Source organism: Streptomyces luteireticuli (assembly GCF_041519305.1).
Classification (GTDB): domain Bacteria; phylum Actinomycetota; class Actinomycetes; order Streptomycetales; family Streptomycetaceae; genus Streptomyces; species Streptomyces luteireticuli.
This window is the reverse complement of the sequence record NZ_CP167928.1, coordinates 201,129-221,947: the sequence shown is the minus strand read 5'-3', so window position 1 is coordinate 221,947 and position 20,819 is coordinate 201,129. Positions and strand designations below refer to the sequence as shown.

General features: G+C 66.7%; 15 protein-coding genes and 3 pseudogenes. 12 read left to right on the top strand and 6 right to left on the bottom strand.

Annotated elements, in window-relative coordinates; translation table 11 throughout:
• Positions 1 to 12 precede the first annotated feature (12 nt).
• A complete protein-coding gene (locus AB8735_RS36605; protein WP_372412155.1) occupies positions 13 to 426 on the top strand; it encodes a GPW/gp25 family protein in 414 nt (137 codons plus the stop codon).
• Positions 423 to 3,635, top strand: a complete 3,213-nt coding sequence (locus tag AB8735_RS36600) for a hypothetical protein (protein WP_372412153.1) — start codon at positions 423 to 425, stop codon at positions 3,633 to 3,635. Before AB8735_RS36605 ends, AB8735_RS36600 begins: the two co-directional genes overlap by 4 nt.
• 42 nt (positions 3,636 to 3,677) lie before the next feature.
• Here the strand turns inward: AB8735_RS36600 and AB8735_RS36595 are convergent, their stop codons facing one another.
• On the bottom strand, positions 3,678 to 4,130 hold the full coding sequence (locus AB8735_RS36595) for a transposase (protein ID WP_372412462.1): 453 nt from the start codon (positions 4,128 to 4,130) through the stop codon (positions 3,678 to 3,680).
• 56 nt (positions 4,131 to 4,186) lie between these two features.
• Between AB8735_RS36595 and AB8735_RS36590 the strand changes: the two are divergent.
• Both AB8735_RS36590 and AB8735_RS36585 read left to right on the top strand, forming a co-directional pair.
• A pseudogene (locus tag AB8735_RS36590) lies at positions 4,187 to 6,190 on the top strand (ISAzo13 family transposase).
• A 9-nt stretch (positions 6,191 to 6,199) separates the two neighbouring features.
• Positions 6,200 to 6,652, top strand: coding sequence for a transposase (locus AB8735_RS36585; protein WP_372412462.1), 453 nt, complete (start codon positions 6,200 to 6,202; stop codon positions 6,650 to 6,652).
• A 75-nt stretch (positions 6,653 to 6,727) separates the two neighbouring features.
• Here AB8735_RS36585 and AB8735_RS36580 read toward each other — a convergent pair whose 3' ends face one another.
• On the bottom strand, positions 6,728 to 8,236 hold the full coding sequence (locus AB8735_RS36580) for an ISL3 family transposase (protein WP_372411837.1): 1,509 nt from the start codon (positions 8,234 to 8,236) through the stop codon (positions 6,728 to 6,730).
• A 168-nt stretch (positions 8,237 to 8,404) separates the two neighbouring features.
• On the opposite strand from AB8735_RS36580, the gene AB8735_RS36575 reads away from it, so the two are divergent.
• Together AB8735_RS36575 and AB8735_RS36570 are read left to right on the top strand one after the other, a co-directional pair.
• Positions 8,405 to 9,742 carry an IS630 family transposase gene (locus AB8735_RS36575; RefSeq protein ID WP_372406756.1) on the top strand — a complete coding sequence of 446 codons (1,338 nt, stop codon included), beginning with the start codon at positions 8,405 to 8,407 and terminating at the stop codon, positions 9,740 to 9,742.
• Positions 9,743 to 9,830: 88 nt separating this feature from the next.
• Positions 9,831 to 10,290: pseudogene (locus AB8735_RS36570) on the top strand (IS5 family transposase); the annotation flags it as partial.
• 189 nt (positions 10,291 to 10,479) lie between these two features.
• On the opposite strand, the pseudogene AB8735_RS36565 reads toward AB8735_RS36570, so the two are convergent.
• Both AB8735_RS36565 and AB8735_RS36560 read right to left on the bottom strand, forming a co-directional pair.
• Positions 10,480 to 11,717, bottom strand: a pseudogene (locus AB8735_RS36565) (IS4 family transposase).
• A gap of 211 nt (positions 11,718 to 11,928) precedes the next feature.
• Positions 11,929 to 13,269, bottom strand: a complete 1,341-nt coding sequence (locus AB8735_RS36560) for an IS110 family transposase (protein WP_372406596.1) — start codon at positions 13,267 to 13,269, stop codon at positions 11,929 to 11,931.
• A 248-nt stretch (positions 13,270 to 13,517) separates the two neighbouring features.
• Between AB8735_RS36560 and AB8735_RS36555 the strand changes: the two genes are divergently transcribed.
• From AB8735_RS36555 to AB8735_RS36540, 4 genes are all read left to right on the top strand, one after another.
• Positions 13,518 to 14,129, top strand: coding sequence for a transposase family protein (locus AB8735_RS36555; RefSeq protein WP_372412152.1), 612 nt, complete (start codon positions 13,518 to 13,520; stop codon positions 14,127 to 14,129).
• Positions 14,068 to 14,832 carry a transposase family protein gene (locus tag AB8735_RS36550; RefSeq protein WP_372412137.1) on the top strand — a complete coding sequence of 255 codons (765 nt, stop codon included), beginning with the start codon at positions 14,068 to 14,070 and terminating at the stop codon, positions 14,830 to 14,832. The genes AB8735_RS36555 and AB8735_RS36550 overlap by 62 nt, the downstream gene beginning before the upstream one ends.
• The gene (locus tag AB8735_RS36545; protein WP_372412460.1) at positions 14,789 to 15,163 is read left to right on the top strand and encodes a transposase family protein; all 375 of its coding nucleotides are present in this window, start codon (positions 14,789 to 14,791) and stop codon (positions 15,161 to 15,163) included. The genes AB8735_RS36550 and AB8735_RS36545 overlap by 44 nt, the downstream gene beginning before the upstream one ends.
• 361 nt (positions 15,164 to 15,524) lie before the next feature.
• Positions 15,525 to 16,664 carry a fibronectin type III domain-containing protein gene (locus AB8735_RS36540; RefSeq protein ID WP_372412151.1) on the top strand — a complete coding sequence of 380 codons (1,140 nt, stop codon included), beginning with the start codon at positions 15,525 to 15,527 and terminating at the stop codon, positions 16,662 to 16,664.
• A gap of 33 nt (positions 16,665 to 16,697) precedes the next feature.
• On the opposite strand, the gene AB8735_RS36535 is transcribed toward AB8735_RS36540, so the two are convergent.
• Both AB8735_RS36535 and AB8735_RS36530 read right to left on the bottom strand, forming a co-directional pair.
• Positions 16,698 to 17,102 (bottom strand): transposase, encoded by a 405-nt coding sequence (locus AB8735_RS36535; protein WP_372412150.1) that lies wholly within the window; start codon positions 17,100 to 17,102, stop codon positions 16,698 to 16,700.
• Between the two features lie 266 nt (positions 17,103 to 17,368).
• On the bottom strand, positions 17,369 to 18,133 hold the full coding sequence (locus AB8735_RS36530) for a transposase family protein (protein WP_372412137.1): 765 nt from the start codon (positions 18,131 to 18,133) through the stop codon (positions 17,369 to 17,371).
• A 123-nt stretch (positions 18,134 to 18,256) separates the two neighbouring features.
• Between AB8735_RS36530 and AB8735_RS36525 the strand changes: the two genes are divergently transcribed.
• The gene (locus AB8735_RS36525) at positions 18,257 to 19,423 is read left to right on the top strand and encodes an ISAs1 family transposase (RefSeq protein WP_372412149.1); all 1,167 of its coding nucleotides are present in this window, start codon (positions 18,257 to 18,259) and stop codon (positions 19,421 to 19,423) included.
• A 157-nt stretch (positions 19,424 to 19,580) separates the two neighbouring features.
• Complete coding sequence (locus tag AB8735_RS36520) at positions 19,581 to 20,765, top strand: ISAs1 family transposase (RefSeq protein ID WP_372412148.1); 1,185 nt, start codon at positions 19,581 to 19,583, stop codon at positions 20,763 to 20,765.
• Positions 20,766 to 20,819 lie beyond the last annotated feature (54 nt).

The following is a 20,819-nucleotide window of genomic DNA, read 5'->3' as shown; positions in this document are numbered from 1 at the left end:
AGAGAGGAAACCATGTCTGTTCCTGACATCATCGGGGCCGGATGGGCCTTCCCCGCAGAAGAGGAACCCGACGGGAATGCGCGGCTCGCCACGGGTACGGACGACATCGAACAGGCCATGTACCTCATCCTCGCCACTGCGCCCGGCGAGCGCCCCATGCGCCCGGAGTTCGGCTGTGCCATCCACGACCTGGTGTTCGCCCCCGTCAATGCCAGTACCGCAGGGCTGATGGAACAGACCGTCAGACAGGCACTGGAACGGTGGGAGCCGCGCGCGGAGATCGACGACGTGAGCGTCCTCGGCGACGAAACTGCTCAAGAACGGGTGTACATCGACATCCGGTACCACCCACGCGGCAGCAACGATCCGCGCAACCTCGTCTTCCCCTTCTACGTCATCCCCGCACACGCTCGGGACACGCCATGACCGTTTCTCCTCCCCCACCCGACAACTCCTCCCCTGCCCCGGCCGGATCCGATCCTGCCGGGACCGCAGAAGAACAGACCACACTGGACACGCTGCGATTCCAGGACCTCGTGGACGATGCACGACGGCTGATCCCAGCCCTGTACCCGCAGTGGACCGACCACAACGCATCGGACCCCGGCATCACACTGCTGGAAGCCTGTGCCACCGAGGCCGACAAACTCTCCTACCAACTCGGCCGGATACCCGTCGCCGTACGCGACGCCTGGCTGAAACTCCTGGCCCCGCCACCCCGCCCGGCCACCGCCGCACGCACCCTGCTGACCTTCACCCGCACACCCGGCACCACAGCCGCAGAACCAATCACGATCCCGGCGGGGACCATCGTGACCACCGATCCCCAAGCAAGTCCCGTCATCGGCTTCACCATGCTGGAATCTGCCGTACTCCCCGCCCACTCCATCTACGCCTACGGCCGCCCCAGCGGCAGCAGGTTCCCCACCGCCGACAGCCAGGACTATTCCGAGACCCTCGATCTTGATGCCATCATGCCGGTCGGCAGGGGATCGGCAGGCGATCACAGCACAGGCAACGGCGCCTTGGTCCTGGTCCCCGACCCAGGGCCGGGAAAACTCCTCACCCTCTACATGGCGCTGTCACTGAACCCGCCCACAGCGGAGCAGTCGGCCACCGTGCACTGGGAGACACTCAGCATCTCCAAAGGCTGGGTGCCCATGAACGCCCTCGACAACGGCATGCCCGGCCGGCTCTCCGTTCCCGCACCCTTCACATTCCCCACACCTGTGGAGCAGCGGGTGCTGATCAAGCCTGCGCTCCGGCTGACGGGACGCCGGTACCCGGACAAGACAAGGCCGTCCTTCACCGGAGAGGGATCCATGGGACTTCTTGCCCTGCGGGTCACGGTCGACGGTCCGCCGAGCGCGACGTGGTCGATCGCCTCCCTTACACCGGCCGACGCCATCTCCGAACCGGTCCCAGCCGTCCAGAGCACACGTGCCTCCAAGCAACGCTGGACTTCGACCGGTGCTCCCGGTCAGTGCCTTGCCATCGCCAGCTTCCTGGCGCCTGAAACCCTGTCGTCCGCGGAGGTCCTCGTGTCCCGTGGTGGAGGCTATCCGACACAGACGTGGACCCAGTCCGAGTCGTTCGCCACCGCCGGCCCCGACACGCCTTACTACATCCTCGACCCGGCCGCGAATACCCTCCGATTCGGCCCCCTCATCACCACCAGCCAGGGCGCCAAACAATGCGGGCGGGTCCCGGAACCAAACGCGGAGGTCACCCTCGAAGCCGATGTCACCAAAGGTTCCGGTGGCAACGTCGCTGCCCACACCCTGACTTGCCTGAACTTGCCCGGAGACAGCTCCAGCCTGATCGACGTGACCAACCTCGCCCCTGCTGTCGGTGGCAGTGATCCGGAAACCCCCGAGGATCTACTCCGCAACGCTGCCGTCGGCATCAACCTACCCGCCCGGGCCGTCACCGATGACGACATCACACAGGTACTGCACGAGCGCCTTCCAGGCCTGGCCAAGGCCGTATGCCTCCCATCAGACGCCCCGGAACACTACGACCTACGTGTCGTCCTCATCCCGGAACTGCCGCTCGGTACCCCACCCTCCCCACGCTCCCTCCGGGTCACCGCTCCCCTGCTCAGCGCCGCACGTGAGCTACTGGACCGGCTGCGGTTACTGGGCACACGCCTCCAGCTCGCGGGCCCCGTCTGCCGACCCGTGAAAGTCACCGCCGACCTAATCACCGACATCCCCGCCCGGGGCTACCCACAACTGCGCGACCGGATCCGTGCCACACTCATCGACGCACTCCACCCGGCGACCGGCGGCCCCCACCACAACGGCTGGCCCCTCCTCCGCCTCCCGACACCAGGCGACATCGCAGCCGCCCTTGGCACAGTACCCACCATCCGCCTGCGCGCAGAGCCCGACCTCACCGCTCCCGGAGAGCCCCAGGGCCCCTGGCTCCCTTACCTGGGCACTCTGGACCTGTCCATCAACACAATTCGCTACTTCGACTCCACGGTCCTCGACCTGCAAGGAGGCACCGGCGCGGACCGCGGGCTGAAACTCACCGTCAATAACTCAAGCTACGGCTGGACCGTGCTCCACCCGGGCCTGTCCGGTGGGATCTGGTTCAAGGAGCCCCCCGTCACCATCAACAGCAACACCATCCTGGCCTGTCAGGCCTCAGAACGGGACGTCACCCTCAGCGGGTCCGTCACTTTCCAACTGCCTGGCACATCGGAAAGCGCAACCCTGACCTGGATCAACCCACCCTCCGGCGACAACACTTACACTCTGACTGCCACAGAACAGGTCTCCGCCAGACTCACAGGCGGTGACCATGTCTTGTCCCCAGACCGGGGAACAACCCTTCCCGCCATGATCACCGGAAAGGTCCTCGGCGGAAGCGGCCAGAACGCACACCCAGACCTCACCCTCACACTCGGCACGTCGCTCCAACGCTCGCTTACCATCCAAGCAACGGACATCAGCAAGGACCAATGGATAGCGGTGCCGTCTCAGCCCACAGGCACTAAGGAGGCACCCACGGTCAAGGACCTTGTCCTGAACGCAACAGCAGCCAACTTCAAGGACCCGATGTCCGGCACCGTCCTGTACACGGCCACCGCCACCGCCCACACCTCCGACATACACTCCGCCACACTCAAGTGGAGCGCCGCTCCCAACGGCACCGTCACCTACACCTGTTCCAGCACGAACAAAGTCCAGCTCACCCTCGACGGCAACGATCTCCCTCCGAACGAGCCAGTAGCCAGGAGTGCAGACCAGAAAGGGGGCGGTTTGAGGGCCCGCGCGCAGATCGCCCTCAGAGACACCTCTCACCGTCAGGTCAGCGTCACGATCCACAACCGCCTCCCCGTTACCCTGTCCTACGTTATAAAGGACCTGCAAAATGCATACTGGGCCTCGGAACCACCTCTTAGTATCCCAGCGGTAGCGCATTTTTCAGCCGTTGTCGACACCACCTCCGATAAAATGACAGGGCGTGCGACCTATCATTACGCGTTGCCCCACCAGGCAGGATCCGGTGACATCACCGTGGAGTGGTCGAGTTCGTCAAGCAATCCCCCCTCCTTCACCATCACCACCCCGGCCAATGCCAAAATCGAGCCCGGCCAGTCATGGAAGGTACAGCCCTCACATTGATCGGGTCGGGTGTGTCCGTGACTCCGTGTAAGTCCTGGGGTTTCAGTTGAGGGTAATACGGTCCTGGAAGTAGATCGAGAACGCGTTCAGCGCGGCCTTCCAGTGCGGCGCGACGTGTGTCTTGCTGCGGGTCTTCGGCTCGATCAGCTCGCGGATGGCCAGGTAGAGCACCTTGACCGCGGCCTGTTCCGTCGGGAAGTGGCCGCGGTTGCGGGTGACTTTCCGCAGCCGCGCGTTGATCGACTCGATCATGTTGGTGCTGTAGATCACCTTTCTGATCTCGGGCGGGAAGGCCAGGTAGGGCACGAAGTCCTGCCATGCCTGGGACCAAGTGCGGACCACAGCGGGGTACTTGTGTCCCAGGTCAGAGGCGGTGAACTCCTCCATCGCCTGCTCGGCGGCCTGTTCGGTCGGCGCCGTGTAGATCTTCCGCAGCGCCGGCACGCGCTTGCCGTGATCGGCCTTCGACGCGTATCGAAGAGAAGCCCTGACCAGGTGAAGCCGTCAAGAAACAACGCGTTGCTTCGCGGAGACGATCTCGTTGATGTGGTATGCGCATATCCGACGAGGTTCGCGTCCAGTTGGCGCGGCGGTTCGATGTTCTGTTCCCGCATCTGAACGAGCGTCAGCGGCGTCTGGCGCTGGCGACCGAGGCCCGGCTGCTCGGGCATGGAGGCGTCGGTGTGGTTGCGCGGATAGCCGAGGTCAGCGAGACGACTGTCCGCAAGGGCGTATGGGAACTCGAGGCCGGGGCCGATCCGCTGCCCGAGGGACGTGTCCGGCGTCCTGGTGGCGGGCGGATGCGGGCCGAGGCGGTCGGCCCCCGGCTGGTTCCGGCGCTGATGGCGCTGGTCGAGCCGGATGAGCGCGGTGATCCGATGTCGCCGTTGCGCTGGACGACGAAGTCGCTGCGGCACCTGGCCACCGAGTTGTCCCGGCAAGGGCATCGGGTGACCGCGCCCACGGTGGGTCGGCTGCTCAAAGAGCAGGGGTTCAGTCTGCAGGGCACCGCCAAGACCCTGGAAGGCGATCAACACCCGGACCGGGACGCGCAGTTCCACTATATCAACGAGCAGGTCAAGGAACACCAGGCCGCGGGCGAGCCGGTGATCAGCGTGGACGCGAAGAAGAAGGAACAGATCGGGCAGCTGCCGATGCCCGGGCGAGAATGGCGGCCGGCCGGACAGCCCGTTGAAGTCGAGGGACCACAGCTTCTTCGCCGGCCCGCACGTGGAGTCCGTGATCCCGTACGGGATCTACGACATGGCCGCGAACACCGGCTGGGTGAACGTCGGCACCGACCACAACACCGCCACATTCGCCGCCTCGTCGATCCGACGCTGGTGGCAGGCGCGCGGCCAGTACGACTACCCCGCGGCATCCCGGCTGCTGATCACCGCGGACGCCGGGGGCTCCAACAGCTACCGCTACCGGGTATGGAAGGCCGAACTGGCCGCGTTCGCCGCCGATGCCGGCCTGACAGTGACGGTCTGTCACTTTCCTCCGGGTACGTCTGGGTACGTCGAAATGGAACAAAATCGAGCACCGGCTGTTCTCCCACATCACCATGAACTGGCGCGGACGCCCCCTGACCAGCCACGAGGTCGTTCTCAACACGATCGCCGCGACCACGACCCGAAGCGGACTGCGTGTCGAGGCCGCTCTCGACGAGGGCTCCTACCCGACCGGCACCACCGCCCCCGCACCGCGCGCCGACGAACGGGCAAAGGCCCGCGCCGGGGCCCTGCAGATGCTCGCCGACCCCCGCCTGACCGGCATGAGCCCAGACGAACTGGAATCGCTGCGGGCCCAGTTGGCCCCGGCCCAGGCGGCAGCGGCCGAACAACACCGTTACATGCTCCGCAAGGGAAGACGCGTCGCCACCACCGGCCGCAGCCGATCCCTGTTGTCAGATGCGGACGAAGTCCTGCTCACCGTCATCTACCTACGGCAGGTCTGCCCGCAGAAGGTGCTGGGCGACCTGCTCGGGATGAACCCGTCGGCCACGGCATCAAGGCCACCCGGAAGCTGCTGGACGAACGGAAAATCAGCATCACGCCCACCGTCGTGCGCTACTTCACCCGTGCCGAAGACCTCCGCGCCTGGGCCACCGGCAGCGGCCCGGCCGAGCATGCTCCCGCGACACCGACCCGCCAGGCGCTGACGAACCCGGCTCTGACCGGCATGTCCCGCGAGGCACTGCATGCCTTGCTCGAAGAGCTGATCGTGCCCTATGCCGCCACGATCGAAGAGCGCAGGCACCGCCAGCGCGGCGGCAACCGGCGTCCGGGCACCCGCGGCGGCGTGTTCCGGCAGAAGATCACCGACGGCGACCGGATCCTCGCCACGATCCTCTACCGCCGCCGTGTCTGCGGCCTCGACGCTCTCGCCGAGCTGTTCGGCGTCTGCAAGCACCCCTGTGGAACGCGATCCGCGACGTCCTGTCGATCCTCGACGACCATCGCATCGACATCGCCCCCGCCGGCCACCGCCACCCCACCGCAGCCGACCTGCTCACCTCAGTCGGCGCCGATAACCACCAGGTTGTTTCTTGACGGCTTCACCTGGTCAGGGCTTCTCTTCGATACGCGTCGAAGGCCGATCACGGCAAGCGCGTGCCGGCGCTGCGGAAGATCTACACGGCGCCGACCGAACAGGCCGCCGAGCAGGCGATGGAGGAGTTCACCGCCTCTGACCTGGGACACAAGTACCCCGCTGTGGTCCGCACTTGGTCCCAGGCATGGCAGGACTTCGTGCCCTACCTGGCCTTCCCGCCCGAGATCAGAAAGGTGATCTACAGCACCAACATGATCGAGTCGATCAACGCGCGGCTGCGGAAAGTCACCCGCAACCGCGGCCACTTCCCGACGGAACAGGCCGCGGTCAAGGTGCTCTACCTGGCCATCCGCGAGCTGATCGAGCCGAAGACCCGCAGCAAGACACACGTCGCGCCGCACTGGAAGGCCGCGCTGAACGCGTTCTCGATCTACTTCCAGGACCGTATTACCCTCAACTGAAACCCCAGGACTTACACGGAGTCACGGGGTCTTCCAAGATTTTCGTAGTTGGTGATCGCCGGGCTCGCTGGAGTGTCAGTTGAGCAGGATGCGGTGGCGGAGGAGCGGGAAGCCGGCCCGGCCGTAGGTCTGGCGCTTGAGGAGTTTGATCTTGTGGTTGACGCCCTCGGTGCGCCCGTTGTGGAAGGGCAGGGTGAGGCCGGCGTCGACGGCGGCGCGGTCACGTTCCAGGCCGGTGGCGTAGGCATGGAGGAAGGGCAGGTCGGCTGCGCGGACGCGGGTGATCCAGCCGGTCAGGGCCTCGTCGTTGCCTGCGCGTGGGGCGAGGAGGGCGGCGAAGCCGGTCACGGCGGCGGCGAGCTGGGTCATCTGCGGGCAGGCGCCGGCGAGCTGGTCACGCAACACCTGCTGGTCTTCGCGCAGGTGGGCGGGGTCGGTGAGCAGGTAGCGGGCGGCCCGGCGTGGGGAGAGGGCGGAGTGGTCGGCCTCGACGCGGCCCTGGGTGATGTAGCGGACCAGGAGGTTGGCGCTGCCGGTGTAGCCCTGTTCGCGGATCTCGTGCAGGAGGTGGGTGACGGGCACCGCGGGATCCTCGGCGCGGCGCCGTCGCAGGTGGTCGCGGTAGGGGTCGACCAGGGTGGGCCGGTAGTTCGGGGCGCGGACCATGCGCTCGGGCTCGGCGTGGCGGGCGTAGCGTTTGACGGTGTTCAGGGCCAGGTCCAGGCGGCGGGAGCATTCCAGCAGGCCGACGCCGGCGTCCAGGAGCTGGTGGATCTGCTGCCAGCGCTCGCGGGTGCTGGCAGCGCGCTTGCCCTCGTGCAGCGGCGGGCCGATCTTGGCCCAGCAGGAGCTGTGCGCGGCGACCTCCTTGGCTGCCGCCTCGGCCAGTCCGTGCCACAGGTGCCAGCGGTCCAGCACGTGCACGATGGCGGGGTCGGCGGCGGTGACGGCCTGGGCGAAGGTGCCGGCTCCGTCCCGGCACACCACCGAGGTGCCGGGGTGGGCCGTGAGCCAGGCGGTCACCGTCTCGGTCCTGCGGTCGGGCAGGACCTCGACACGCCTGCCGGTCTCGGCGTCGATCAGGATCGTCGCGTAGCGGTGCCCTCGGCACAGCGCGAACTCGTCGATGCCCAGCACCTGCGGCATGGTCACGGCGGGCAACGGGATGCGCAGCAGACAGTTCAGCACGCTCGCCCAGGCCACCGCGTAGTGCAGCACGGCGAGGAGCCGGGCCCCGGCCGAGCCCGCCAGCGCCACCCCGACCGCCTCCACCACCCGCTGCAGGGCCGAGGTCCGCCGCTGGTAGCGCACGGTCAGCCCGTCCACCTGCTCGGCGAACGTCTTCCTGGAACAGTCCGGGTTCTCGCAGTACAAGCGGCGTACCGACAAGTCGATCACGACGGGGCGTCCGCCCACCGCCTCGTCCGCGACATGCCGCACATACCGGGAGTGCTCCCAGTCCGACGCCTGCCCGCACCCCGGACAAGCCACCGGGACACCGGCACGCGTCCGCGCCGTGATCCGTACCAGATCCCCGCCGGCCTCAACCGTCTCGACCTGCACCGCGGCCAGCTGCGGCAGCAGGTCCTCCAGCTCGATGGCACACGCGGACAGCTTGCCACCATCAACACCCCAGCACCACAGACCAGTTCACACGATCACCAGCTACGAAAATCTTGGAAGACCCGAGTCACGGACACACCCTAGTGTGATGCGCCAGAAATCAGAGGCGTAAGTGGCTAGGGTTTTCTCATGTCACCAGGGCCTCGTGCTGTTGAAATTGTGTTGTCCGCTGAGGAGTTCACGGAGCTGACGCGGTGGGCCGACGGGGCGGCAGGGGCGCGTCTGGCGGAACGGGCGCGGATTGTCCTGGCCTGCGCCGAGGGGCTGCCGACCGTGCGTGTGGCGGCGAAGCTCGGCGTGACGGCGGACACGGTCCGCAAGTGGCGAACACGGTTCGCTGAGCGGCGGATGGATGCTCTGACGGACGCGCCGCGGCCGGGCCGGCGCAAGGCGGGACTGGTCCTGACCGACGAGGAGCATGTCCAGCTGACGCGCTGGGCGAGGCGGGCGAAGACCGCGCAGTACCTCGCTCTGCGCGCGAAGATCGTGCTGCGGTGCGCGGAAGGCGGGACGAACAAGCAGGTCGCCGCCGAGCTGGGCATTGCCCATGCGACGGTGAACCGCTGGCGGTCCCGCTTCATCGCCCGCCGTCTGGACGGACTGGCGGACGAGCCGCGCGTGGGCCGTCCGCCGTCGATCCTGCTGGACCAGGTCGAGGACGTCCTCGTGGCGACGCTGGAGTCCACGCCCGGCCGGGACACGCACTGGTCGCGGGCCTCCATGGCGAAGCACTCGGGCCTGTCGAAGTCGACGGTCGGGCGGATCTGGAAGCGGTTCGATCTCAAGCCACACTTGCAGGACACCTTCAAGCTCTCCACCGACCCGCAGTTCGTCGCCAAGGTCGTCGACGTCGTCGGCCTGTACCACCACCCGCCCGAGAAGGCGGTAGTGCTGTGCGTGGACGAGAAGAGCCAGATCCAGGCTCTGGACCGTTCCCAGCCGGTCCTGCCGATGATGCCGGGGATGCCCGAGCGGCGTACCCACGACTACTTCCGGCACGGCATCACCAGCCTGTTCGCCGCCTTCAACATCGCCGACGGCACCGTCATATCGGAACTCCACCGCCGTCACCGGGCCATCGAGTTCAAGAAGTTCCTGGTCACGATCGACAAGGCAGTGCCGCGCGAACTCGATGTGCACCTGGTATGCGACAACTACGCCACCCACAACACCCCCGAGATCAGGACGTGGCTGGGCCGGCATCCCCGCTTCCACGTGCACTTCACCCCCACCGGTTCCTCCTGGCTCAACCAAGTGGAGCGGTGGTTCGGCCTGCTGACCGACAAACTCATCCGCCGCGGTGTCCACCGCTCTGTGAAGGCCCTGGAAGACGACATCAGGGCATGGATCGAGACGTGGAACGAGAACCCACGGCCCTTCACCTGGACCAAGACCGCCGACGAGATCCTCAACTCGCTCGCGGACTACCTCGCGAAGATCGCCCCGCCCGACACCAAGACTCCCTAGCCACTTACGCCTCTGATTTCTGGCGCATCACACTAGGGCCAATACCGCTATTTTAAGAGGTCATCTCATTTGGCGGTATGGTGAAGAAGGGGATCTGACCGGCCCGAACCCCGTCGACCGCGGCAAGTTCGGCTCGAAGATCCACCTGCTCACCGACCGCACCGGCCTGCCGTTGTCGGTCGCTATCTCCGGGGCGAACCTGCACGACAGCCAGGTGCTCGAACCCCTCGTCAAGAGGCATACCGCCGGTCCGCTCCCGCCGTGGGCCACGCCGGCGCAGGCCCGCCAAACTCCACGCCGACAAGGCCTACGACAACCGCCACCTGCGGCAATGGCTCCGCAGCCGCCACATCGCACCCCGCATCGCCCGTAAGGGAATCGAGAGCTCGCAACGTCTGGGACGCCACCGCTGGACCATCGAACGGACCATGGCGTGGCTCGCCGGATGCCGCCGACTCCACCGCCGCTACGAACGTAAAGCCGAACACTTCCTCGCCTTCGCCAGCATCGCCGCCACCCTCATCTGCTACCGCAGACTCACCAAATGAGATGACCTCTAAGGATGTTTCTGGCGTTTGCTGGTGGCTTTGGTGGGTGGCACCAGTCTGGGGACGGGGTCCGGGGGGTGGGGTGGGTTGCGGTGGTGGGGGTGTTTGAGGTGCCAGTTGGACATCTTGCGTTTGATGACGCGGGGGTTGGTGCGTGGTCTGCGGGGTGGCAGGAGCCGTTCCAGCAGTTCACGGGCGGTGTGTGCCAGGGCCCGGCTGAGTCGGGAGGGGGGAAAGTGCCGCCTGGTCCGTGACATGGCGACGGGTGGCGTTGAGGGTGCGGGTAAAGGAGATCCGGTCCGGGTCGAGGCCGGCCTGGTGGGCGGTGTGGTGCATGACGTCCCGGAGCGCGTGGTGGACGAGGAGGAATCCGTAGACCTCCTGCTCGACACCGCGGGGATCCCGCGAGCGTAGGACGAGATGTGCCCACCCTGGTGGGTCTTGATCTTGTCGAGAGTGTTCTCAATCTCCCACCGCTGGTGATAGAAGGCGGCGAGATCGGTGGCAGGTGCCTTGCCGGGGTCGCGGATAGTGGTGATCAGCCGGTAGGCCATGCCGTCGTCACGGCCATTGAGTGTGTACTCGATGACGCGGACCACGGCGGGATGGCAGCGTCGGCTGCGGTCGTCGGTGGCGACGATCTCGGACAGGTAGGAACCGTCTTCGAGGTGCTCGAGGACGGGGAGCACGATGTTCTTGCGGACTCTCCACAGCAGATCAGCACCTGTGTCCGCGGCTGCTTTCCACAGTTCGAAGCCGGTGATGCCCCGGTCGGCCAGGACCAGCATGCCCGGCTGAAGCCGATGGAGCAGGGCGGGAATGAGGTGCTGTTCATGAACCGAGAGCGGCCCCGTCGCGGCGGCGAACACCGCGTGTGTCCCGCACTCGACCAGAGCCGCGACTCTCACCTGCGGATACGCGCTCCGCTGCTGCCCACGCGCTGATCCGGGCCAGCCGAAGAACTCGGTGTTGGCGTCGGTGTCCGGGACGTCGAGGACGGTGCCGTCCACCGCGACCAGCCGCCACTGGCGATACCAGGCACCCGCCGTCTGCCGGCCGGCAACCGGTCGGCACACCCGGTCGAACAACACCTTCAGCGGTTCCGGCCCCAGCCTCCGGCGGGCCCGGCCGATCGCCCCGGTCGTCGGCACCCGCCACGGCTTCTCCCACTGCCGCACCCGCTCCAGCCCCTGCGTCAGCAACCGGGCGACTTCTTCATAGCCCTGGCCGGAGAACAGGCACATCGCCAGCACGAAGTACACCACCACGCGGGCCGGCAGCAGACGCGACCGCTGTTCCACCCGCCCGCACTCAGCGACCACCTCATTCACCAGATCCGGCGGGAACACCCGCGTCAGTACCCCCAGAGCGATCCGGTCCGACAGACGCTCACCCGACGACGACTTCAACTGACCAGGGCGCGGCACACCACACCCAACGACCCACGCCTCACAAAGTCACCAGTATTGACCCTAGGGCTTGTGGGTGGGGCGGTGGCGGGGTGTTGACGGTGGGGTGACGAACGGGCCACCCTGCTGGTTGGCAGGTCACCACAACTAGCCTGACCGGAAAACTCAGCGGTCAGGTGGGCATGGCGAAGTAGCCCCCGGTGGCGTGTGCTGAGAGCGTCGAGTGTTGTCAGGCGGCTGCCGGGGTGAGGGTGACGTCGTGGCCGAGGGCCTTGAGCTGGCGGACGAGGTCTCGGCTTTTGCGGCCCGGGTCGAGGTTGCGGGTGTGGAAGTCGGCGCCGAGGTCTCGGTAACGGGCGGTCGGGTCGTTCATGAGGTGCCAGACGGACACCAGGATGGAGCGGGCGACGGCGACCAGGGCTTTCATGTGGCCACGGTGTTTGGTGATCCTGCGGTAGCGGGCGCCGAGGAAAGTGTCGGTCCGTGCGGCGGAGATCGCTGCTTCGCCGAGGGCGCCGCGGAGCCAGGGGTTGCCCCTGCCGGTGGGGCCGGAGGTGTTCCTGTTTCCGGACTGCAGGGTGCGTGGGGAGAGTTTCGCCCAGGACACGAGATGGCCGGCGGTGGGGAAGACCGACATGTCCAGGCCGATCTCGGCGAGGATGACCTGCGCGGTGCCGGGGCCGACGCCGGGGATCTCGTCGAGGCGCTCGGTGTCGGTGATCGGCATCAGGGTGCCCTGTCCGGGGCCTTCGTCGTCCTCGGTGGTGGACAGTTCGGTCAGACGCAGGGTGATCCGGGCGGTGAGCTTGTCGATCTGCACGGTGAGGTGGTCGACGGTGTCCAGCAGCATCCGGCACATGAATGCGTGGTGCTCTTCGAACCGGCCGGTCAGGGCCTCGGCCAGGGTGCTGTGGCTGGCCTTGATCGTGCCGTGGGCCAGGTCCGCCAGGGCCTTGGGGCTGCGCTCGCCCGCGATCAGTGCCTCCAGCATCGCGCGTCCGGAGACGCCGAAGATGTCGGCGATCACGGTGGACAGCTTGATCTGGGCGTCCTCGAGGAGTTTCTCGGTGCGCTGCTTGTGGCGGGTGCGCTCGTGCGTCATGACCGCCCGGGCCCGGGTCAGATCGCGCAGTTCACGGACCGGCTTCGGGGGCACGAACGAGGGCCGGAGCATGCCGCGTTCGGTGAGCTTGGCCAGCCAGACCGCGTCCAGGCGGTCGGTCTTGGGCCGGCCCGGGACGTTCTTGACGTCACGGGCGTTGACCAGCCAGCACTCCAGACCACGCGACTCCAGCAGGAAGAAGTACGGCTTCCAATAGGTCGACGTCGCCTCCATCACCACCCGGGTGACGCCCTGGCAGATCAGGTGGTCGGCCAGGTCCAGGATCGCGCCGCTGGTCGCGACGGTGTTGAAGACCCGCTGCACGCGCTTGCCGGGCTTGTCCTCATGCGGCACCCGCACACAGACCATGCCCGACGCCTTGGCGATATCGATCGCCGCGACACGGGCCACGAGCTCCTCGGCCTGCTCGATCTCCTCGACGCCACCGCTGTCGTCGGTGTCCGCCATGCGCCACTCCCCGGTATCGATCCGTACGGGCCGACGCCTGCCCAGGGGGCCGCGGGGGGAGCGAGAATCTGACCGGCGTGCTCGATGGCAACAGTGCGTGGCCCCTCTGCGGCCCCGGCACCAGACTGACCTACGGGCTCAACGTCCCAACGAGCTACCGGCATCGGCGGGCAGGCGCCGCAGCCATGTTTTCACGCCGGCAAGGCGCACCCGAAGGGATCAGGGGGACTGACCTGCGGAGATGCCCCGTGTTCTCCTATCCTGCCGGATGCGACGTCGACGAGGAGCTCCTGGAGCTGGTCACGATGGTGATCGCTTCGTGCGAGGGCGACCGGCTGTGCCGGCTGCGCCCGTACGACCGGGCCCGGTGCACCCTGGTCTACCTGCGTAAGCACGACACTCTCGAACAGCTCGCCGTCGGCTTCGGCATCGGAGTGGCCACGGCATGGCGCTACGTCAACGACACGATCGGGTGTCTCGCTGCGTTCACGCCCTCGTTGACGGAGGCCCTCCGCAGCCATCACGCCGACAGCGACGTCCTGCTGGACGGCACCGTCGCCGAGACCGACCGGGTGCGGGCCGAAGGCCACTTCTCGGGCAAGGTCCACCGTGAAGGGGTGAACCTGCAGATCATCGCCGCAGAGAAAGGGAAACTGCTGTGGATCTCCCCCGCACTGAGCCTTTTCCAACCTGGTGGTGTGGTGTGGGGCAGTGGGGGTGCTGAGCTGGACGGAACGACGAAGCTCCTGGTAGACGGGTTGTCGACCAAGATCAACCGTGTCCAGCCAGGAGCTTCGTGTGCTTGTCTACCCGTCGGCGATCGATCTGTCCAGCTCGCACCTGCGGTTCCTGGCCCGTGAGCTGGTGGTGCGCCGCCGGGAGACCGGGACGCGGTGGCGGCGACTGTCGGCGGGCCGGCAGGCGCTGGTGGTCCTGGCGCATCTGCGGTGCGGTGACACCTACGCCCGTCTCGCGGCGGGCTTCGCGATCGGCATCGCCACCGTCTGCCGCTACGTCCACGAGGGCATCGACGTCCTGGCCGCCCTCGCCCCCACCCTGCAGCAGGCGGTACAGACGGCCACGGGCAAGGTGTTCGTGATCCTCGACGGGACCCTCCTGCCCATCGACCGCGTGGCCGCGGACCGGCCCTACTACTCCGGGAAACACAAGCGGCACGGGATGAACGTGCAGGTCGTCACCGATCCAGTCGGCCGGATCGTCTGGGCCTCACCAGCACTGCCGGGCACTGTCCACGACATCAAGGCCGCCCGGATGCACGGCATCATCGACGCCCTCGCCACAGCCGGCGTCACCTGCTGGGCCGACAAGGGCTACCAGGGAGCCGGCGGCACCGTCCGCGTCCCCTACCGAGGCCGCCGGAAGAACCTCTCCCGCGGCCAGCGGGCCGTCAACCGCGCTCACGCGAAGATCCGCGCCATCGGCGAACGCGCCATGGCCACCCTCAAGAACTGGCGGCTTCTCCGGAAGCTCCGCTGCAGCACCACCCGCATCACCCCCACTGTCCACGCCATCCTCACCCTCAACCTCCACACCCACAGCTAAGATTGGAAAAGGCTCACTGGCCGGCGGGACCCACGACGCGAAAGCCACCCGTGAGCACGACATCATGGACGTCTGCGCACAGCTGGACCTCGAGATCCTCGCGGACAAGGGCTACCAGGGTGCCGACGGCACCGTCATCAAGCGCCGCCCGGACACCGAACTCGCCGACAAGCATAAGAAGTCGAACAAAGTGCATGCGGCACTGCGCGCCCCCGTCGAGCGCACCATCTCCCGGATCAAGCAATGGAGGATCCTCCGGCATACCCGGACCAGCCCGAACAGACTCACGTCAGTCGCCGCAGCGATCCTCACCCTCATGATCTACACGTGAAAAAGGCTCCGGGACCACACCAAGATCAACCAGTTCTGAATAACCTTCCGGTGTCCGTCCGGTGACCAGCCCGGCGCGGTCACGCACTTCGCGTAATTCCGACGTATTCCCCCGGACCTGCCCCTTTTCCCACCGTACCCAGGTACGGACAGTTTCCGGGACCAAGTCGAAAGCACGAGCCGCCTTCGCGGACTGTCACCGGTTCCAGGACGGCCTTCATAACCTCGGCCCGCAGCTCAGGCGAATAATTCGGGGACTTGCTCGACAATTCCTCTTCCTTCCGGAACTCTCTCGAACCCTACGTGAGTCCGCGTCCGTCAGGCTCAAGGCACGTCACTCTCGCATTTGAAAGGCAGGAACCATGAGCAACAATGGCTCACTGATTCCCACAGAAAATAACCCTGATCCCAGCAGCATCCGCATCATCCTCGAAGGAGGGAAAATCTCCCCTCCAAGCAACCTTAAAATTGAAACCGACGGTCAAACTTTATCATGGCAGCCCCCAACCGAAGCCGACAAAGAGACCGCCTACCAAATCACTTATACGTCCGCCACCGACGTGCACACACAGTCCGCTAAAGACGCCAAAACCACCGTAGCCTCCGACCTAAAAGAAAGAAGGTACAGCGTCGCCGTGCGCGCTGTCAAGAATGAAAACTTCTCAGGCGCCACCAACCCGCTCTTCATCACTGATGGTCGCATCCCCAAGGACATCGTTACCTCTCTTCTCGTACAGCCCATGGGTCTGGCGTTGAGCAACGACGGCTGGCTATACATCAGCAACTTTGGCGGGCACACGGTGATGAAGGCGCGCACGAACGGTAAAAATGAGGAAGTCCAGACCATCATCACCTACTCGGAGCCCAATCACAACTTCGGCACTGCCCGGGGTATAGCGTGGAGCGACGGTTGGATCTACGTCGCCTTCCAACAAATGGTGCTGAGGATGCCCGCAAACGGTAACGAGAAAGATATCGTTTACATCGCCACCAACCTCAACGATCCCTGCGGCCTAGCGTTAAGCAACGACGGCTGGCTATACATCACCATCCCTGACGACGGAAAGGTGGTGAAGGTACGCGCAGACGGCAGCGAACACACTACCCACAACTTCGCCACCAACCTCAACCATCCCTACGACCTAGCGTTAAGCAACGACGGCTGGCTATACATCACCATCCCTGACGACGGAAAGGTGGTGAAGGTACGCGCAGACGGCAGCGAACACACTACCCACGACGTCATCACCGACCTCAACCGTCCCTACGGTCTAGCGTTAAGCAACGATGGCTGGCTATACATCACCAGCCCTGGCGACGGAAAGGTGGTGAGGGTACGCGCAGACGGTAGCGAACACACTACCCACGACGTCATCACCGACCTCAACCGTCCCTACGGTCTAGCGTTAAGCAACGACGGCTGGCTATACATCACCAGCTTCGACCAGAAAGTGGTGAGGCTGCGTGGTGGTGAAGATTGGGTGGAAGCGGGGAGTGTCTGATTTGTCCATCCCCTCTGAGCGTAGAGAGTTTCGTTAAGTGGCTTGGGGTTGTTGTTCTTTGGCGTGGTGTTGGTTCTCGTAGTCGATGGGTGACAGCCAGTCGCAGGCGGAGTGCCGTCGGCGTCGGTTGTACCAGTCGGTGATCCAGGTGGCGATCTTGATGCGGGCCTCGGCCCGGGTCCGGAATCGCTGCCGGTGGATGTACTCCACCTTCAGGGTTGAGTTGGTCGCCTCGGCGACCGCGTTGTCCAGCGCCGAACCCACGCGTCCCATGGACTGCACGACGCCCAGGCGGTCACAGGCGTCGCCGAACAGCTTTGACGTGTACTCGCTGCCGCGGTCCGAGTGGAACACCACGTCAGCGACGTTGCCGCCGCGGGTCGCTGAGGCCATCGACAGGGCCGCGACGACCAGTTCGGCGTCGTGGTGGGCGTCCATGCGTAGCCGAGCAGGCGGCGGGAGTGCAGGTCGATGACGGTGGCGAGGCAGAGCTTGCCCTCGCCGGTGACGATCTCGGTCATGTCCCCGGACCAGAGCACGTCCGGTGCCGGGGCGGTGAAGACGCGGCCCACCCGGTCCGGGGCCACGGGACGCTTGCCCTGCAGGGTCAGCGACCGCCGGCGCCGCTTGACGCGGCCGGCCAGCCCGAGCTCAGCCATGGTCTTCGCGACCGTGTTGACCGATACCTTGAGCCTTTTCCAATCTTAGCTGTGGGTGTGGAGGTTGAGGGTGAGGATGGCGTGGACAGTGGGGGTGATGCGGGTGGTGCTGCAGCGGAGCTTCCGGAGAAGCCGCCAGTTCTTGAGGGTGGCCATGGCGCGTTCGCCGATGGCGCGGATCTTCGCGTGAGCGCGGTTGACGGCCCGCTGGCCGCGGGAGAGGTTCTTCCGGCGGCCTCGGTAGGGGACGCGGACGGTGCCGCCGGCTCCCTGGTAGCCCTTGTCGGCCCAGCAGGTGACGCCGGCTGTGGCGAGGGCGTCGATGATGCCGTGCATCCGGGCGGCCTTGATGTCGTGGACAGTGCCCGGCAGTGCTGGTGAGGCCCAGACGATCCGGCCGACTGGATCGGTGACGACCTGCACGTTCATCCCGTGCCGCTTGTGTTTCCCGGAGTAGTAGGGCCGGTCCGCGGCCACGCGGTCGATGGGCAGGAGGGTCCCGTCGAGGATCACGAACACCTTGCCCGTGGCCGTCTGTACCGCCTGCTGCAGGGTGGGGGCGAGGGCGGCCAGGACGTCGATGCCCTCGTGGACGTAGCGGCAGACGGTGGCGATGCCGATCGCGAAGCCCGCCGCGAGACGGGCGTAGGTGTCACCGCACCGCAGATGCGCCAGGACCACCAGCGCCTGCCGGCCCGCCGACAGTCGCCGCCACCGCGTCCCGGTCTCCCGGCGGCGCACCACCAGCTCACGGGCCAGGAACCGCAGGTGCGAGCTGGACAGATCGATCGCCGACGGGTAGACAAGCACACGAAGCTCCTGGCTGGACACGGTTGATCTTGGTCGACAACCCGTCTACCAGGAGCTTCGTCGTTCCGTCCAGCTCAGCACCCCCACTGCCCCACACCACACCACCAGGTTGGAAAAGGCTCAGTGTCCACGATCGAAGTCCTCTCCTGCCGCCGTGACCACATCGCGGACGGGGAGGCCGTCCCGCCTCTTGAGCAGATGACCGGCCTGGCCGGAATCCTGGACGCACTGCCTGACCCGCGGCGGCGTCAGGGCCGCCGCTACCGGCTCGGCCCGCTGCTGGCCCTGTGCACCGTCGCGGTCCTGGGCGGTTGCTCCACGCTGGCGGCGATCGCCCGGTTCGCAGCCGCCGCCCCTGATGAGGTCCGTGCCCGCCTCGGCCTGGGGCGACGGGTGCCGCGGGCCTGCACGCTGGGCCGGCTCCTGGCACGCGTCGACGGCGACGCGCTGGACCAGGCGGTCGGCAGCTGGCTGGCCCGCCAGCTCGGCCCCGGAGACCGGCCCGGGCTGCGGGCCGTGGCGGTAGACGGCAAGTCGCTGCGCGGTTCGCGCACGGCCCTGCGGACTGCGGTGCATCTCCTGGCGGCCGTCGTCCACGGCGAACGTACCGTCATCGCCCAGCGCCAGGTGGACTCCAAGAGCAACGAGATCACCGCTTTCCAGCCGCTCCTGCGGCCGATGGACCTGACCGGCACCGTGGTGACCTTCGACGCACTGCTGACCCAGGCCGGCCACGCCCGCTTCCTCGTCGAGGAGAAGAGGGCGTACTACATCGCCCTGGTCAAGGACAACCACCCCACACTGCGTGCGGTGTTGAAGAAGCTGCCCTGGCGGGAGGTGCCGCTGCTGCACAAGGCGCGCGCCACCGCGCACGGACGCGATGAGATCCGCCGCCTGAAAGCCGCCGCTGTCTCCGGCCTGCCGTTCCCTCACGCCGTCCAGGCCCTGCAGATCGTCCGGCGCCGCCGCGACGTGCGTACCGGCAAGGTCACCCTGGAACGGGTCTACGCGGTCACCAGCCTGACGGCCGGGCAGGCCAACGCCGCCGAGCTCGCGGCCCTTGTGCGCGGACACTGGCAGATCGAGGCCGTGCACCACGTGAGAGACGTGACCTTCACCGAGGACACCTGCCGGGTCCGTACCGGCACCGCACCCCGGGCCCTGGCAACCTTCCGCAACCTCGCGATCGGCCTGGCCAACCTGGCCGGCTGGACCAACTGCGCCGCAGCAACCGATCACTACCGGTCACGTCCCGACCACGCACTCGACCTGATCAAGCCCACCACCTGAGAACGCTCGCGCCCTGGGGTTGGAGGCAGGGCTCCGGCGTGGTTGCTTGACGTCCGGTTCGTGATGATCTGCTGGCTCGGTGAGGCTCCGGGAATGTGACAGGCACGGCTTCCAAGATCATGGAGTTCTCGACGCCCCGTGATCCGAGTGGAAGACCGTGCCTGCCGACGCATCATCCCCGATCCCGCCTGCCTTTGACCAACTCCGCCGTCATCCCAGGGCCGTGCCCGAGGAGATCCCGGGCCTGCTGGAGCGGCTGAGCGAGGTGCCCGATCCGCGAGATCCGCGCGGTGTGCGGCACGCTCTGGTCGTCGTGCTCGCGCTGACCGCGTGCGCGGTGCTGGCCGGAGCGACCTCCCTGCTCGCGGTCGGCGAGTGGATCGCTGATGCCCCGCCGTATCTCCTGGAACACCTTGGCGTACGACCCGATCCGCTATGCCCGAAGCGATGTCTGCCTGCGGAAACAACGGTGAGGCGGCTACTGGGCCGCATCGACGGCGACGCACTGGACCAGTCGGTGGGCCGCTGGCTGGCCGACCGGCGCGGCAGTACCGAGGGGCGGCTGCGCGGACTGGCGGTCGACGGCAAGAGCCTGCGCGGCGCCGCCAGGGCGACCGGACGCAAGATCCACCTGCTCGCTGCCTGTGAGCACACCACCGGCCTGGTCCTGGCACAGCTCGACGTGGGTGAGAAAACCAACGAAATCACCTGCTTCCAGCCGTTACTGACGGCCGTCGCCGACCTGGCGGGCGCCGTCGTGACCAGCGATACGATGCACACCCAGCGCGAGCACGCCGAATACCTACTCGGCCGGTGCGCGCACTACATCGTGATCGCCAAGGGGAACCAGAAAAAGCTCCGCGCCCAGCTGAAGTCCCTTCCCTGGAAGCGGATCCCGATGCAGGGCCGCACCCGCGGCACCGGCCACGGCCGAGGTGAGATCCGCCGGATCAAGGTATGCACCGTGAACAACCTGCTCTTCCCCGGGGCGCGTCAGGCCACGCAGCTCAAGCGTCGCCGGGTCGACCGGAAGACCGGCAAGGTCAGCATCAAGACTGTCTACGCCGTCACAGACCTGACTGCGGAGCAGGTCACCCCGGCCCAGCTCGCGGCGCTCATCCGCGATCACTGGAAGATCGAGTCACTCCACCACATCCGCGACGTGACCTTCGCCGAAGACGCCTCCCAGTTGCGGACAGGCACCGCACCCCGCGCCATGGCGACCTGGCGAAACCTCGCCATCGGCGCCCTCCGCCTGGCCGGCAAAACCAACATCGCTTCCGCTCTGCGACACAACGCCCGCGACGCCTGCCGACCGCTCGCCCTCCTCGGACTCATGTGATCACGAACCGGACATCGAGCAACTTTGCCGAAGCCCTGGGGGCCGGGCCCGCCT